The organism is Acetobacter sp. (assembly GCF_047721705.1).
Classification (GTDB): Bacteria; Pseudomonadota; Alphaproteobacteria; order Acetobacterales; family Acetobacteraceae; genus Acetobacter.
Genome location: NZ_JBDNXK010000032.1, coordinates 17,020 through 32,606, shown reverse-complemented (window position 1 = coordinate 32,606; position 15,587 = coordinate 17,020). Strand labels below are relative to the sequence as shown.

Sequence of the window (15,587 nt, the reverse complement as noted above, 5' to 3'; positions counted from 1 at the left end):
AAGGACGAAGCGCTGGTCCTGACAGAGGAACTGGCGCGTGTCAGCCGGGCGCGTAGGGTCGCCACATGGCGTCTGCTGCATGATGGAACAGCGCTGATCTGCGAGGATAGCTACGACGCCACGCTCGAGGCGCATTCTGGTGGGTTCGAACTGTCCCGCAAGGACATGGAAGAGTTCTTCAAGGCTGTCGACACGGGAACGCCTTTCCTTGTTAACGTGGCTGGGAGCGATCCCCGCACGGCATCCTACGAGCGCACCGTCATGAGGGATGTCGGCACGCGGGCGCTGGCAGTGCACCCCATTCGCGGGACCAGCGATGGTCATTCCGGTGTTGTCGGCGTCATCACGTTGGAAGATGCGCCCGATGCGGAACAGATTCGCTATTTCCTCGATATTGTCTCATCCGTGGCCGCCCTCCGCTTCGCGGAAATGAAGGAAGTGCCGGATAAGGACGCGACGACAGCGGCGGAAATCGCTGGCAGCAGTCAGTCACTGCCGCCACCCCGTCTGGATGAGGCGCTGATGGAGGCGCCGAAGGTGAGTGGCGAGGTCGGGCAGGGCCTTTTCCCCAGCGTGGCCGTGATGGTCATCACCTTCTCCGACCCGGAAATGGAGCAGGGCGACGATGGGTCCGAACTGTTGCCGCTGATCGACCGGATTGCGACGGAAGTGCAGGAAATCGCCATCCGCTACAATCTGTTCTCGGTCAAGGCCGCAGGCCATCGCCTTATCTGCGTGGCGGGCTGCACCAAGGATCCCGATCCAACCGCCATCTGGCGACTGGCTGAAGCAGCGCTCGTGTTGCGAGAGACCTGCATGACGCTCCTCGCCACGATCAATATCGAACCGATTTTCAGCATAGGAATGGATTTTGGTCCGGCCATGGGTGGTGAACTCGGCAAGGAGCCAAAGACCTTCAATCTGTGGGGCGAGGCGGTGACGCTGGCCGAACTGATGGCGCAGGGCGCGCCGGATGCTGGCACAATCGAGGTTACGGAACGCGTGTATCAGGCTCTCCGTGAGCACTATCTGTTCCATAGCCGCGGATCGTTCTATGCGCAGCGAACCGGAATAGGGCGGGTCTATGTGCTCGCAACACGCCAGTGACGCCGCCGACGGAACCGGGGCAGGGGAATGACGGCGAAAGCCGGAATGTTCCTCCCACAGAGTCCCATCTCGAAGATACGGGGCAGTTAGCCCACGGGATGGGTGCGCCTCCCGGCACTTTCCACGGCAATGATGACAATACGTCATCCAATGCCACGATTGGTGACCGGATAGCGCATTTTCTCGGGGACATCGGTGCGCTGGTCAGGCGACAGGTCTGGTTTCTGCTCATCATGCTTGGCACCGGTTGGGGTGTCGTGCGGGAGAGCATGCGTTCCAACACATGGCGTCGGACCGTGCGTTACGAGTTCCAACTCACCTTGTCGGCTGTGGCGGGGCGCGGGCTTTTCAGCACGATGGTCATGGGCGGGCTGACCGGCGTGGGCGTAGTGTCGCAGGCCATTTACTGGCTCGGTTTTGCAGGCATGGCGAAGATGACCGGCTCGGTGCTTGTGACGGTCATTGTGCGGGAGCTTGCGCCCATTCTTGTCGGGATTCTCATGCTGGGCCGGAACGGCATGCTCTCGCTGACCGAGGTGGGGATTCTTGCGACGGGTGGTCAGGTCAGGTCCATGCAGGCGGAAGGTCTGGATCCTTTCCTGCTGCTTGTCGTGCCCCGTACGCTGGCCTTCACGGTGGCTGGCTTTACGTTGGGCATCATGTTCTCACTGGCGTCCCTGACGACGGGTTACATCATCAGCCGGGCATCCGGCGCCCTCTCCAATTCCCTCTTTTCATTCTACTACGATGTGGTCACCGCCATGACATCGGCGGACTATCTTCTTATTCCGCTGAAGTTCGTCGTCGTCGGGTTTCTGGTGGGGCTGGGGTGCTGTGTTGGCGGCCTGACTGCCTCCAATGAGGATTCCATCGCCACTCTCCTCCCACGCGGGTTTTCCCGTGGGATGCTGATCGTCATGACGGTCAGCGTTCTGTTCAGCCTCAAGCTGTGAGAAGGAGAGGGGTAATGACTTTCTCTTTGGAACAGCCGTGGTGGGCGACGGGAGGTGAAGAGTGAAGCGGCTGAGCGGCCCCATGCTTGAACTGGCGGAAGCGGTTCCGAGATTTGATGACAGCAGCCTTCCGCCAGTCCCGTTTGCTCTGCGTGTGATGTCGGGCGAATGCGTCGTCATAGAATGTCGCGATATGCTGCGCGCTACCATGTTTGCGGATCTGTGTTCGGGCATGATTCATCTGAGCAGCGGCCATGCCCGTTTCATGGGTATGGACTGGAACGATCTGGATGATCGCCACCGGAACGCCCTGCGGGGACGAATTGGCCGCATGACGCGTCGCGCCATCTGGAGCGATCTTTTCGGCACGCATGTTTCAATGATGCTCAAGCAGATGCATCATACAGATGTTTCCTTGGAAGATCTGACACAGGAAACTCTGAGACTGAGCACCCTGTTCGGGCTACCGGGGATTCCAACGGACACGCCCCGGTATCTTTCACAGGGTGACCTGACGCGCGCCGCCTGCGTGCGAGCTTTTCTCGGGCAGCCACAACTTCTCATGATTGAAGACCCACTGGAAACGAGCCCCGTCGACCTGTCGCTTGCGTTTTTCCAGTGCCTCACGGAAGCGCGGGACAGAGGGGCTGCCGTCGTCTGGCTGGTCAGGGATTCACGGGTCTGGCAACCCTATCGTCAGACTGTCACCGCCTTGTGGCGGCTGGCGGATGATGGATTGATAGCGATACGGAGACGCTGATGTTTCAGATCAGGTTACGACAGAAAGGCCGACCGCTCATCCATCTGCGCTATGCTGACGAATGGGTTGGTCTGCTGGTTCTTATAGCCATCGTGGTTTTCGCTGCCGCGGTGATCGAGGCGGGTGTGCTGAGTGACTGGCTGAGTCCTCCCGCGCGCCTGCGGGTGGTGCTGCCGGAAAGTGGCGTTGGTGGTCTGACGGTCGGTGGCGATGTCCAGATTCTGGGAGCTCACGCAGGTACCATTCGCGCCATCAAGCTGAATCCGACCGGCGGTATGTATGCGTTGATTGACCTCGACCCGCAGGTAGAACCATTTCTGCGCCGTGACAGCACGGCGGTCATCCGCAAACAGTTCGTGGTTGCAGGCGCCAGTTACCTCGATCTGACGCGTGGCTCTGGTGCTCCGATGGACTGGAACTACGCTGTCATCAATGCCGTGACGGAACCAAGTCCTACCGACATGATCACCCAGACGCTGAAAGACATTCAGGCGCAGATCATGCCAACCCTGGCGAGCGCGCGGCACATGATGTCACAGCTTGATGACGCCATTACCGACATGCATGAAGGCAAGGGCACCATTGGACAACTGATGACCAATGATGAGCTGATCCGGAAATCCGAAGCGATGATCGTGTCACTGAACGAAGTGATCAATCGCCTGCGTCCTCAGGAAGAGCAGTTGCGGCGTATTCTCTCCAAGACCGATGACACCATGGCGAACGTGAAATCGGCTACAGGTGATCTGAAGAAGGCAACGCCTCGTCTGCCGTCCATCATGAAAAATGCGGATGAAAGTGTGGCTAGTGTTCCCGCGCTGCTCACCCAGACACAGACGACGCTCTATACGCTGCAGAAACTGACCGACCAGTTGCGCGGTCTCTGGCTGCTGGGCGGACACGGCGCGACGAAAACCAGTAACAGACTGCCAGCAAGAAAGGTGGCTCCATGAAGATGGAACTGCGCCGCTCTCTGGCTTTGGCCGGGTGTATTTTTCTCTCTTCCTGTGGAGGAGGCACGCAGGATGAGACTATCCAGACGCAGGATTCAGCCTATCAGCAGTCCATGGATGCTGGCAGTCAGGCTTTTGCTCTCGAGCGCTATAGTGTTGCAGAACGTTCCTATCGCGAGGCTGCGCGGCTGGCGCTCCGACGGGATGATGCTGGAGCAATCGGAGATGCCTCCTACAATCTGGCTGTGACACAACTGGCGGCAGGCAACCCGACGGATGCCCTTGCGACAGTGCAGAACGCACGCACTGCCTTGATGATGAGGCAGGGACGGGAAGCATCCGCCGTTGAAGGCGGTCTTCCAAAAACCACGCAGGGTGATGCGGGCCTCAGCATCAGCCACGGTAGCCTTAATCTCGTGGCGGCGGCGGCTGATTATCGACTGAACCGGCTCTCCGCCGCTGCGGAAGATGCACGACTGGCGGCAGCTTCACCTGAGTCGGATATTGCCCTGCGTGGCGCATTCATCAGGGGACTTATCGCGGCGAAACAGGGAGACGGGGCAACATTGTCCGCGGCCATTTCGCAGTTGCAGTCTGCCAAACCGCCTCATTCGGCCGTGCAGCAGGCCGATCTTGCGGAATTGCAGGCGCGGCAGGTTCTCTTCACTCAGCCGCAGCAGGCGATTGAATTTGCGTCTAGCGCTGTCGGCTTGCGTCGGAACACGGGTGACTATCAGGCGATGGCCCGGGCTTTGGCTCTCGAAGGACAGGCTGCGCGCGCCACCGGGCAGGAAGCACGCGCAAAATCGCTTTTCGCTCAGGCGTCACAGAGTCTGGGCGCGAATGGAGGCTCTGATGTCAAACCCGGAACCGAGGCGCGTGATCTGATGAATGAATCAGGTGGCCTTGCCCCCATTCAACCGTTCATAAGTCAGGAGCCCACTCAATGAGGCGCGCAAAAGTCATGCAGTTCGTGAAGAATATGGGATTGGTGTTGATCGCTGGTGTGGCTCTGAGCGGGTGCGCGGATGACAGTTCGGATCCCGCTGAGGGCTTTCACTCCAAGCATCACATGGGTCAGCATGCGCCCAAATGGTACAAGGTGCCGACCGTTCAGCAATAAGAGGGCGATCAAGAACTGCGTTTTTTCACTGACATGGCGCGTAACGCCTTGGCTACCTGTTTGACAACGCCCGTCCAGTCACGGGGCCGTTGTTGGCGAAAGATTGTCAGATCCGGATACCAGACCGAGCTTTCGCGCCCTGAAAGCCAGCGCCAGCAATTGTCAAAACGGTCCATCAGCAGCACCGGACACCCCAGGCCACCCGCAAGATGCACGACGGATGTATCGACCGACACCAGAACGTCGATGCCCATGAGGAAAGCCGCTGTATCGTCGAGCGTATCGCAATAGGGCATCAGGTCATAAAGGGGCGTGCCGCACGGAAGGGTTGTGCCTTCCTCGGCATAGGGGCCTTTCTGGAAACTGATCAGATTGATGCCCGGGATTTTGCCTAGCAGATCGAGCTGGGTGAGATGCATCGAACGTCTTCTGTCGAGCATCATGGCGCTGGTGAGGTGAGGGCGCGGCGCACCGCCCCAGACCAGACCGACATTCAGTTTGCCATTCTGGGGCAGAAGCTTTCTGGCTTCGGCAACTTTCAGCGGATCGGCGTGAAGATAAGGCACCGGTGCACCGAACTCATCCTCAGTGCCGACAAACACCCTTGGCAGACTGATGAAGGGACAGTGCCAGTCATATTCCGGAAGCGTGCCGCCCACCTGCGTGATGGCGATACCTTCCACGCGACGACAGAGATCGCCTAGCGTCTCGGGAACCCAGACATGAACGATTGCCCCACGACGCGCGAGAGCGGGAAGATAGCGGAGATACATCAGCGTATCCCCGAGACCTTCTTCCTGCGTCACCAGTACGCGCTTGCCTCTTATGTCGACGCCCGCGCCCAGAGACGGCAGCAGGCGTTGTTCCGGGAGTTGGGAGTGTCCCGGAAGTTTCAGCCGCCACTCATGTTCCGTCCACCCCTGCGCATACCGCTCGGCTTTCAGAAGCGAGATGGAATAATTGAGGCGGATGACCGCGTTTGTGGGGCGTTCCAGAACGGCTGAGCGATACAGGGCGAGGGCGTCTTCAGGCCGGTTCGTAGCCGAGTACAGGCAGGCAAGATTGGACAAGGCGCTCGCATTGTCCGGCATCAGTTCCAACACTTTTCTGAAAATTTCGGCGGCCTGTTCCACCTCTCCTTTTTCCATCAGCGCAATGGCTTTGAAATTGAGGGTCAGAGGAGAAACAGGACGGATGGCTAGAGAGCGATCTAGCGCTTCAATCGCTTCATCGTAACGGCCAAGGTGGCATAGTATGTCCCCCAAAGCATCCAAAATGCGGGGATCATTGGGCGTCAATCGATGGGTGGCTTCGATCGTATCTCTGGCGGCTTCCCTTTGATTGAGAGTGCCAAATCTATCGATCAGTTTGACGGCGGGATGGTGTCCACCTTGATTGGTCAAACCGGCCGATACGAGAAGGGGCGCTGCCTGTTGGGGTTGTCTCAGCCCTGTCAGGGCAAAGGCGAGGAGGAGATCGACGTTGTGATTTCCGCGCCCAGCGTAAGGCTCCAAGGCGGCCTTGACGTCTTCGAAATGGCCGGCCTCCACTTCCGTTTCCGCCCGACGGATCAGGAGCGACAGATGATTGTCGGCTGAAACGTCGGGAGAAGGCTGGAGATAGGTGAGGGAGGCTTTCGGCACCGTTCGTATCTGGCGTTCAGGCTGCCTTCATGACGGCGGTCAGAGACTCAAGAACGTCGGTAGGATCTTTTTTCTCTAGAACGGCGACTTCAGCCACAAATCGCTCCTGAGCGGCTTCGAACAGTTTCCGTTCGCTGAAGCTACCATCGAGACTGTCCACATTGCGGCGAAGATCACGCAGCACCTCCGCAATCTGGACAAGATCACCGGAATTGATCTTTTCTTGGTAGGCCACGGCACGACGTGCCCACATGCCCTTGCTGACATGCGGTTTGCCCTTGATGATCGACATGGCCTTGTCGACAATCTCGCGCGAAACGATTTTCCGTAGTCCAGCCTTGCGGGCTTTCATCAAAGGAATACGCAGCGTCATCTGGTTGCCGGGGAAGGAAATCTGGATGACTTCCAGCTTTGTTCCGGCAATCTCGTCAACGCCAATCCGATCGACACGACCAACGCCATGAGCGGCATAGACGATCGCATCGCCTTCCTGAAAAGGATCTTCGTCCTTGACCTTGGTTTTGGCCTGTGCAGCTGTGGTGGCCGCAGCCGTGCGTGCCATGGCGTCCGTGACGCCGCCTTTTGGAGGTGATCTGAATGTGCTCATGGTGCTCAGCTTTATCATAAAAACCCACTTCTGTCTCGGGCTTTTGGTTAGCCGTAGACTGATGGACAGAGGCTAGAACGAACACATGATCTAAAAGTTCGTTTAAATGTATCTTTCTGAGAAAATTCAGCAGTATTTACGTAACATTTTTCAAGGAATGGCAGGGTGAAGACCCAGCCGATATCAGAAAAAGAGCACGGCACCGCCTGATGCGGAATTGTCTTTTCCACGATTTCGGTTGTGAGCGATGGATTCCGTGTGGCTGTATTCTGCAACAAGTTGCAGCCAGTCCGTCCATTTGTAGAACAGGGCACCCACTTCAGACTCATTACGCCGAACGAGAACATTATCGATCTCACCCGGCGCCTGATACAGGTTGCTTACGCCGTAACTGCCAGCAAGACGGAATTTTTTGCCAATCGAATAGCTGACCTGTACATAATAGCCTTCTGAATCACGCTTGTGACCTGTGGGCGTGACGCCATCGAAGAACAGACCGCTCGTTCCGAGACCGCTTGTGCGGTAATAATAGGCGACGCCTTCCAGCCCCTTGTAGCTGAGCTTGCCACCAACTTCTCCGGCCTCAACCATTGCGCTTTTCTTGTCCTGCTCGCTCAGCACGGAGGAGTAGAGCCGCTGCTGGTGCTGAACGAGAAAGCCCGCCCAGACCCGACCTTTGATGTTGTTGCTCTCAAAGTCATAGGTGACCTTGCCCTGAACCATCGGCGATCCATGGTGGGTGGATTGTGCCGACAGGGCATCGGGACCAGCGCCATTGTCGTTCGTGCCGGCAAAATTGAATTCATCCATCGGCTGCATGACGCCGACGGTCACCTGAACGCCATGCATCATGGGCGACTGGTAAGAAATCTGCGGTATCCAGTCGGCATAAAGGTAACCAACGCCAATGCGGCCCAGCGACGTATTGCCGGGCATGGAATTGCCGCCAATCGAGCCCAAGGTGATGAGGGTCGCATCCGACAGGATGGCGTCAGAACCATAAATTCCGAGATCACGACCGACCTTGAACGTGCCGATATTCTTGTTTCCGAAGGTCATGTAGACCTGACGAAAATCGATACCGGGCGTTCCAAGTCCGACAGCGCTGCCGCCCGAGTTGGCGTTGAGTGCCCCGGGCTTGTTGTTGTTCATGCCCGGATACATGCCGAACACCGCCTGCATGTCGATGCCGTTCTGCGTGGTCGAGATTTTCGTGATCAGCGCGGCTGGGAGATAGCCGTTACGCACAGCGGATGCGTCGAAGCGGCTTCCACCAGCGCCAGCAGATGTGCCGCCGCCCACATAGCGCCCATAAGCATTATCGTAGGTATAGAAGCCGTTCACGAAGCCGGAGAGATTGATGGAAATCTCACCCGCGTGGAAGGTCACACCTTTGCCGGGGACGTATTTATCGGTCCGGACAATGGTTGGATCCCGCATCGCGGCCTGCGCGGCCAGCATGGAATCATGGGCGGAACGTGCGCTGGCGGCGGCGTTATCTGCCGCGTCCTGCGCATCAAGGAAAACCGGTGTTACATCCGGATTTGCATATCCACCATGAGAGCCTCTCGCAACCGTGGAGACGGTGTGTCCACGCACACCTGAGGCGGTGCGGGTAGAGGCACGCAACGGACGATCCGTCGATGCGGAAGCAGTCTGAGCCTCGGCTCTGAGGCGCTGACGATGCTTGCTTAGCAGCGCCCCATATTCTCCTGTCGTAAGGCTGCCTTTGACATGGAGAATATCGAGCAGGTCAGTGTATTCGTCGGCGTGGGCCGGACTGGCCATGGCCAACAGGGAAACGCCCGCCAGCAGGCCGATGAAGGCAAAGGATGACAGACGACCGTGTTTCGAGAATTTTTCGGGCGCGGATGGAAGGTGACTCATTCGGCACGCACGCGGGCAACGATTGGAGGCCGGCTGAATCACGATCATTTCAGTCCTTTTTGTATCCACAGCCGAAACAATGCCGTCGCGACCGATCAAGCCGCAAAATAGTCCAGCAATGTTTTCTTACGCTCAAAGTGTGACAAAAAGGTAATGACGGTCAATGGTTAAGGGTGGCTTCTAACTTTCTTGTGATCGCAAGAAACCACCCTCTCTATCAGGGCAACACGCCGTTTTTGGGCTGCACGGGCGGGAAAGGGATCTCGCCTATAGACTGCAAAAGATCCGTCTCGATTGTTCGCGCCATGGCTTCCATGGGAAGGGCATGGGGCGAGTTGGTGAAGGGCTCCTGCAGGTCGGCGCCAGTCTTGTCGAGCACAATGAACAGCAGACCCACAAGGGAAGAGCCAAGCGGTGTCAGCCAGCCCAGCGTCTGTACGGCGGAAAGCGGCAGCACGATGCAGAAGACATTGGCGAGAAAGCGGGGCAAGCCGGAATACTGGATGGGGAGAGGTGTTTTCCGGATACGTTCGAGGCCACCCTGAGCGTTGGCCAGATCGGAGAGCATACGATCGATCTGCCCATGCAGAGCACCGTCGATCCCGAGTTTGATGGCTTCTTCCGTCACGCCCTTGCCTAGTTGCAGAAGAATGCCATTTGGCTGATTGGTCCAACCCTCAATATTGGCGGCCATCTGCGGCGAAAGCAGGCGTTTTACATCGGCAGAAGCGTCGATTTCTCCAAGCGCCAGCCGAAGCGCGTGGGGGTAAGCCGCCATGGCACGGACAAGATCCTTTCTGCCACCCAGAATGGTGCAGACCTGACGCCCAAATGAGCGTGAATCGTTGGTGACAGCGCCCCATAACGTCCGACCTTCCCACCAGCGGGCATAGGCTGTGTTGTTACGCACACTCATGAACAGGGCGAGAGCAGAACCGATGAGGGTCAGCGGCAGGTTGGGGATTTCCATCCATTCCTGGTGGAAAAGCTGGTAGAGGATGACAACGACGAAGTCCCAAGCGGCCAGAAGCAAGAGTGTACTGACGCTTTCACGCAACAGAACCAGAAGTCCGATCCGTTTGTTGACGATCATTCCTGTGTATCTCTTTCAGGTGCGAATGAATGGTATCGAAGCGGTTATAACCCGATTGCCAAACAGAAGTTTGGACTAAAACCATTGAAAACACTCTTACTGCACGCAAGCCCGGAAATGACGCAGCCATGGTTTGTCATCATGCTTTGCTGCATATTTAGTTGGCATAATATATCTTATGCGTCTTTTAGGTGTGAGATTGTGTCACATGGGCGATAATCATCCATCGATGTTTCGTCCTCACGACAGGCCCATCTAGCTCCATTTTAGAGGTAATTTGATAGAAAGAGATCGCCTTAATGGGCTGAGCAAGCATTTCTGTGCCTCCAAGACGAGTTTTTAGCCTTCCCTGCCGAGAGGAAGCCTCAAATCCTTCTTATTGCGCTGCAAGAAGGCCTCCCCTTGTCCCGGATGTGAGCTCGAGTAGCAGAGAAACCCCTCGCCTCTTTGGCTTTGGAACGTCTTCACGCAGGATATGCCAAATGAAAGTCTTGCCAGTATGTTAGTGGCGTGTATTTGTGCGCGGGGAACAGCCTCCGGGTGAATTGAATAAGGATCAGAAGGCAATGCTCGACCGTCTTTATGCGCGTGTTCGTGCGCATGCCGCTGGTCCCTCCGCGCCTTTCTGGCTTGGCGCACTTGCTTTTTCCGAAGCCAGTTTCTTCCCTCTGCCGCCCGAAGTCCTGCTGATTCCAATGGTGCTGGCCAACAGAGCCAATGCCTGGCGTTATGCGGTTATTGCGACGCTGGGAAGCGTCGCAGGCGGCATTCTCGGATGGTATATTGGCGCGGTACTACTCGATCTGGTCGCCAAACCGATCGTGCATTTCTATCATGCTGACGCGACCCTTCTCTCCCTGCAGGAAAAGTTTCGTCAGTGGGGTGTGTGGATCGTTCTCATCAAGGGGTTGACCCCTGTCCCCTACAAGTTCGTGACGATCGCAAGTGGAGCAGCGCATTTTGCGCTTGTTCCTTTTGTGCTGGCCAGTCTCGTTACAAGAGGCGTCCGCTTTTTTCTTGTCGCCGGATTGCTCAAGCGTTTTGGCGCTCCGATCGAGACATTCATCGAAAAACGGTTGCCGTTGGTGTGTGGCGCATTTGCAGTTCTGCTCATCGCAGGCATCATTGCTCTTGCTTATGTATAATAAATAAGGAGTTCGTCTAATAAAACGCATTGCTGATAAAATTTGGCAAAGGGTTTGGGCGCCACTATAGCAAACGTGAAGATTATGTCTGACTTTCCACTGGTAGCGCAGTGATGTCGGACGCATTGTATCCGCCATCAGACTGACATTAGATATTTGTTTTTCTTCTGTTTTCTATGTTCTGATGTATAATCAGTGTGCCTGACGCGGATTGAACCGGACGTGACCAATGGATTCTGAGACGGGTAACGCCGCCGCACAGTGGTACAGGGAAAGTGTCGATACCGACCTTTCTTATGAGGAGAACAGAGCGTGGGTGTCCACTCATAACTCTGTGCGTCCTCAGGGCTGTCTTCTTGCTTTCAATGCCGGAACGCATCGTCTGCAGCGCATTTCCTGGAATGCTGCGGGCCTCCTTGCGCTTCATGCTCTTAAACGTGGCATGTCGCTGGAAGTTGCGTTGGGAGCTGACGCCGCGCTCGCTATTTTTCGCGCCGTCACGGAAAGTATCGCGACTGGTCGCCCTTCCCTTGTCTTCGCTCTTCCCCTTGGGGAACACCGGGATGTGTTTGATCTTGCTGTCCACACATGTGGTGACGAGATTATCGTGGAATGTGTCCGGTCGGCACAGAAAGGCGTCAATGGCGGTCTGATCTGTCTTTTACGGAGCGCGATCGATCGTCTGCGGGAAAAGACAGACCTCCAGTTGCTGGTGACGGAAGCTGTTACGCAACTGCGTTTTATGACCGGCTACGATCACGTCATGCTTTATCGTTTTGCGCATGACGGGCTGGCCGAAGTTCTGGCGGATAGCTGTCATCCTGAGGTCGACAGCCTCGCAGGGCAATTCATGTCTGAAGAGGATCTGACCCAGAAGGCACGCGACGCCTATCGTCAGTCGCTGATCCGTCTCATCGAAGATGTCGATGCGACACCAGTGCCACTCTTGTCCGACAAGGACCTGCCTGAACTTGATACATCCCGCGTGATGCTCAAGGCGGTATCGCCGGAGACACGGAACTATCTTCAGCGCTGCGGTGTTCGCGGGACGATGCTGCTGGCCCTTGTGGTGGATGACACTCTGTGGGGCATGTTGGTGTGCCGCCATCATTCGCCCAAAAACATCACTATGGACGAGCGGGCTGTCGCCAAGATGCTGGGCGAATATGTGGCGTTGCAGATTACTGCAATCGTGCGCCTCAACCGCCTCCAGACCAGTCAGCGCAGCAACGCGTTGATTGAAAGCTTTGTCCAGAAAAACACGTCCTTTGCGGATGTGCCGGATTATGTGCGCGGGCATGTGGACAGTCTGGCGTCGCTTGTCCCCTGCGACGGTGTCGCAGTGTGGCTGGAAGGTGTTTACGCCGGCTACGGCTTGCAACCCGGCAATGACGAGGCTGTCGCTAAACTGGTGGAATGGTCCCGGGCTTCGACAGGGGGGATTGCCCATATCTGGAAGACGGTGTGTCTCCAGAAGGACGCACCGGAACTGATGCCTTATCTGGCAGGAATTGCTGGAATGATCGTCATTCCCCTGACACCACAGCCGGGCGATTATCTTTATTTCTTCCGCAAGGAAACTGTCCGAATCATCAATTATGCTCCGGAAAATGGCAGGGCTTCCCGCACTCCGGCGCGGCAGAACATCTTCAGGAAAGAAGAGATGCATAATTGCTCTCTTGCCTGGACAATTGGTGATGAGGAAGCCGCAGAAAGCCTCAAGGCAGCGCTGATCGAAGCAACTGGCATGTATCGGCAGCTTCAGCTTGAGCAGAAGGCCGAGGCAGAGGTGCGTCAGCGCCTGCTGAATGAAGAACTGACGCACCGGGTGAAAAATATTCTCTCGGTGGTGCAGTCGGTCGTCACCCGCACCATTGCCGATGAAAGCGCACAGCAGGAGTGCCTGCGTCGCCTGAAAGACCGGATTGGCGCTCTGGCTATCGCACATGACCAGATCGTCGGCGTGAATGCTGGTGGACGCCTTTCTTCCCTGTTGCAGGCTGAACTGGCGCCTTACGCGACCCATTCCCATTCAGTCACCACGACCGGCCCGGACCTGTGGCTGTCCGGAAAAGCGCTGTCCGTGATGACGCTTCTGTTCCATGAGCTGGCGACGAATGCCGCCAAATATGGCGCCCTGTCCTGCGACAAAGGGCATCTCGATATTCGCTGGCATTTCGATCCTGAGGAGCAGGTGTGGAATCTCAAATGGAAGGAAAGCGGCGGTCCACCAGCGCATGAACCTGTGCGATGCGGTTTCGGCACTGTATTGCTGGACCGTGCGCTGAAGCATGAACTGGGTGGCGCCTCACAGAGAAAATTCAAGCGCGAGGGGCTGGAAATCGATCTCGCGCTTCCCGGTCGTTACATCAAGAAAATTTCCGACTATGAAAATGTGCAGTGGGAAGCGCCTCCCTGCCCTAGTGTGAATCTTGATGCTGATGCAGCGGCAACCGACCTTCTGCTACCGGAAGCGCAGATCCTGATCGTTGAAGATCAGATCCTGATTGCGATGGAAGCTGAGGATACGTTGATGAATGAAGGCGTCGGCGGTGTGCATACAGCAGCTTCTGTCGATGAGGCGCGCGGTATGATTGACGACTGCTCGGTCAGCGCTGCGATCCTCGACATCAATCTCGGCGATGAAAATGCCATGGAACTGGCCACCCTCCTCTCTGAGCGCCAGATTCCGTTCATTTTCACGACGGGTTACACAAGTCCATCAATGATCCCGCCCGAGTTCAGCACTGTGCCGATCGTGCAGAAGCCTTATTCTTCAGCAGCGTTGGTCAAGTCACTGAAGGCAGTGATGGCCTGACCCCACCCCACCTTCGGTTGTTTACGGAATGAGGACAGCCGCACCATCAAAACGGCCGTGGCGCAGATCGTCGAGGGCCTGATTGGCCTTCTGTAACGGATAAGGCGTGACGGTTGTCTTGATCCCGATTTTTGGGGCGAGTGAAAGGAAGTCGAGACCATCCTGTCTGGTGAGGTTGGCGATAGAAACGATCTCCCGTTCTTCCCACAGAATATCGTAGGAAAATGCCGGAATTTCGCTCATGTGAATTCCGGCGCAGACGACACGGCACCCTTTGCGCACCACTTTCAGGGCGGCAGGTACGAGAGCGCCGACCGGTGCGAAGATAATGGCGGCGTCAAGAAGTTCAGGCGGCATCTCGTCTGAACCGCCAGCCCATACAGCGCCAAGAGACTTTGCAAACGCCTGTGTCTTGGCGTCGCCGGGTCGGGTGAAAGCATAGACTTCCCTGCCCTGCCACCGCAGCACCTGAGCGATGATGTGAGCGGCTGCGCCAAATCCGTAGAGACCGATTTTCTTGCCATTTCCGGCATGAGAAAGCGACCGCCAGCCAATCAGGCCGGCGCACAGGAGCGGCGCCAGCGACACATCGTCTCCCTCTTCGCCCATCGGAAAAGCATAACGGGCATCCGCGACCGTCATCGTCGCGTAGCCACCATTGCGGGTGTAGCCCGTGAAAAGCGGATGATCGCAGAGGTTTTCCTTGCCTTCATCGCAGTAAAGACAGTGACCACAGGTATGGCCGAGCCAAGGAATACCCACCCGTTGGCCGATGCTGAGATCGGTTACTCCCGGACCGATTTCGTCAATGCGACCGATAATTTCATGCCCCGGAATGATGGGCAGCGCGGGATGCGTGAGATCGCCGTCCACGACGTGAAGATCAGTCCGGCACACGCCGCAGGCCCCTACCTTGACGCGGATCTGCCCCGGACCGGGGTGCGGGTCTGGCAGTTCGACCCATTCGAGAGGCGTCCGAGGTTGGTGCAATTGCATCGCAAACATGTGCGTCTCCCGAAAAGATATGAAACACTCTTGTTGTGTGCCGCATCATGATCCCGCATGCATTGATTTCGCGCAGGTCAGGCCGACAATAGCGCAACCCTGCATATCAATGGATCAGGAACCATGTTTTTTCTCGTCAAGGTCGTCGTATCCGGACTGATGATTGCGCTCGCCTCTTCAGTAGCGAAACGCTTTCCGGCGGCGGGCGCGCTGATAGCGTCGCTTCCCCTTGTCTCGATTTTCGGCATGACTTGGCTCTGGCAGGAAACGCATGACCCAGCACGCATGCAGACGCATGTGTCGGCCACGTTTTGGTATGTCTTGCCCTCGCTGCCGATGTTTCTCTTCATTCCGTGGCTGATGAAGCATGGCACGCCGTTTTATGCCGCCCTTCTGGGGGGCTGCCTTCTGACGTTCCTGCTGTATTGCGGCACGACCGCTGTGCTGCGCCACCTCGGTTACACGATTTGACAGGCCAAGCAGGCGTGCCGTG

At 56.8% G+C, this 15,587-nt stretch carries 14 protein-coding genes; 9 read left to right on the top strand and 5 right to left on the bottom strand.

Annotation, left to right across the window (positions count from 1 at the left end):
* The 6 genes from ABF824_RS07495 to ABF824_RS07470 form a co-directional block, all read left to right on the top strand.
* A partial coding sequence (locus tag ABF824_RS07495) for an adenylate/guanylate cyclase domain-containing protein (protein WP_415487617.1) occupies positions 1 to 1,107 on the top strand: 1,107 nt, incomplete at its 5' end.
* A 98-nt stretch (positions 1,108 to 1,205) separates the two neighbouring features.
* On the top strand, positions 1,206 to 2,060 hold the full coding sequence (locus ABF824_RS07490) for an MlaE family ABC transporter permease (protein WP_415487625.1): 855 nt from the start codon (positions 1,206 to 1,208) through the stop codon (positions 2,058 to 2,060).
* Between the two features lie 82 nt (positions 2,061 to 2,142).
* Positions 2,143 to 2,820 carry an ABC transporter ATP-binding protein gene (locus ABF824_RS07485; protein WP_415487623.1) on the top strand — a complete coding sequence of 226 codons (678 nt, stop codon included), beginning with the start codon at positions 2,143 to 2,145 and terminating at the stop codon, positions 2,818 to 2,820.
* A complete protein-coding gene (locus ABF824_RS07480) occupies positions 2,820 to 3,773 on the top strand; it encodes an MlaD family protein (RefSeq protein WP_415487615.1) in 954 nt (317 codons plus the stop codon). The genes ABF824_RS07485 and ABF824_RS07480 overlap by 1 nt, the downstream gene beginning before the upstream one ends.
* The gene (locus ABF824_RS07475) at positions 3,770 to 4,723 is read left to right on the top strand and encodes a hypothetical protein (RefSeq protein WP_415487613.1); all 954 of its coding nucleotides are present in this window, start codon (positions 3,770 to 3,772) and stop codon (positions 4,721 to 4,723) included. Before ABF824_RS07480 ends, ABF824_RS07475 begins: the two co-directional genes overlap by 4 nt.
* Positions 4,720 to 4,896 carry a hypothetical protein gene (locus ABF824_RS07470; protein WP_415487611.1) on the top strand — a complete coding sequence of 59 codons (177 nt, stop codon included), beginning with the start codon at positions 4,720 to 4,722 and terminating at the stop codon, positions 4,894 to 4,896. Before ABF824_RS07475 ends, ABF824_RS07470 begins: the two co-directional genes overlap by 4 nt.
* Before the next feature lie 8 nt (positions 4,897 to 4,904).
* Here the strand turns inward: ABF824_RS07470 and ABF824_RS07465 are convergent, their stop codons facing one another.
* The 4 genes from ABF824_RS07465 to ABF824_RS07450 all read right to left on the bottom strand — a co-directional run bounded on the left by ABF824_RS07465 (position 4,905) and on the right by ABF824_RS07450 (position 10,126).
* The gene (locus ABF824_RS07465) at positions 4,905 to 6,539 is read right to left on the bottom strand and encodes a tetratricopeptide repeat protein (RefSeq protein ID WP_415487609.1); all 1,635 of its coding nucleotides are present in this window, start codon (positions 6,537 to 6,539) and stop codon (positions 4,905 to 4,907) included.
* A 16-nt stretch (positions 6,540 to 6,555) separates the two neighbouring features.
* The gene (locus ABF824_RS07460; protein WP_415487607.1) at positions 6,556 to 7,146 is read right to left on the bottom strand and encodes a CarD family transcriptional regulator; all 591 of its coding nucleotides are present in this window, start codon (positions 7,144 to 7,146) and stop codon (positions 6,556 to 6,558) included.
* Positions 7,147 to 7,329: 183 nt separating this feature from the next.
* Entirely contained in the window at positions 7,330 to 9,033 is a 1,704-nt protein-coding gene (locus tag ABF824_RS07455; protein WP_415487605.1) for a porin, read from the bottom strand.
* Between the two features lie 217 nt (positions 9,034 to 9,250).
* Entirely contained in the window at positions 9,251 to 10,126 is an 876-nt protein-coding gene (locus ABF824_RS07450) for a bestrophin family protein (RefSeq protein WP_415487603.1), read from the bottom strand.
* Between the two features lie 566 nt (positions 10,127 to 10,692).
* Between ABF824_RS07450 and ABF824_RS07445 the strand changes: the two genes are divergently transcribed.
* Both ABF824_RS07445 and ABF824_RS07440 read left to right on the top strand, forming a co-directional pair.
* The gene (locus ABF824_RS07445; protein WP_415487601.1) at positions 10,693 to 11,271 is read left to right on the top strand and encodes a YqaA family protein; all 579 of its coding nucleotides are present in this window, start codon (positions 10,693 to 10,695) and stop codon (positions 11,269 to 11,271) included.
* Between the two features lie 229 nt (positions 11,272 to 11,500).
* Positions 11,501 to 14,089, top strand: a complete 2,589-nt coding sequence (locus ABF824_RS07440; RefSeq protein WP_415487599.1) for an HWE histidine kinase domain-containing protein — start codon at positions 11,501 to 11,503, stop codon at positions 14,087 to 14,089.
* Positions 14,090 to 14,110: 21 nt separating this feature from the next.
* Here the strand turns inward: ABF824_RS07440 and ABF824_RS07435 are convergent, their stop codons facing one another.
* Positions 14,111 to 15,094 carry a zinc-dependent alcohol dehydrogenase family protein gene (locus tag ABF824_RS07435; protein WP_415487597.1) on the bottom strand — a complete coding sequence of 328 codons (984 nt, stop codon included), beginning with the start codon at positions 15,092 to 15,094 and terminating at the stop codon, positions 14,111 to 14,113.
* A 123-nt stretch (positions 15,095 to 15,217) separates the two neighbouring features.
* Between ABF824_RS07435 and ABF824_RS07430 the strand changes: the two genes are divergently transcribed.
* Complete coding sequence (locus ABF824_RS07430) at positions 15,218 to 15,565, top strand: DUF3147 family protein (RefSeq protein WP_415487596.1); 348 nt, start codon at positions 15,218 to 15,220, stop codon at positions 15,563 to 15,565.
* Positions 15,566 to 15,587: the final 22 nt, after the last annotated feature.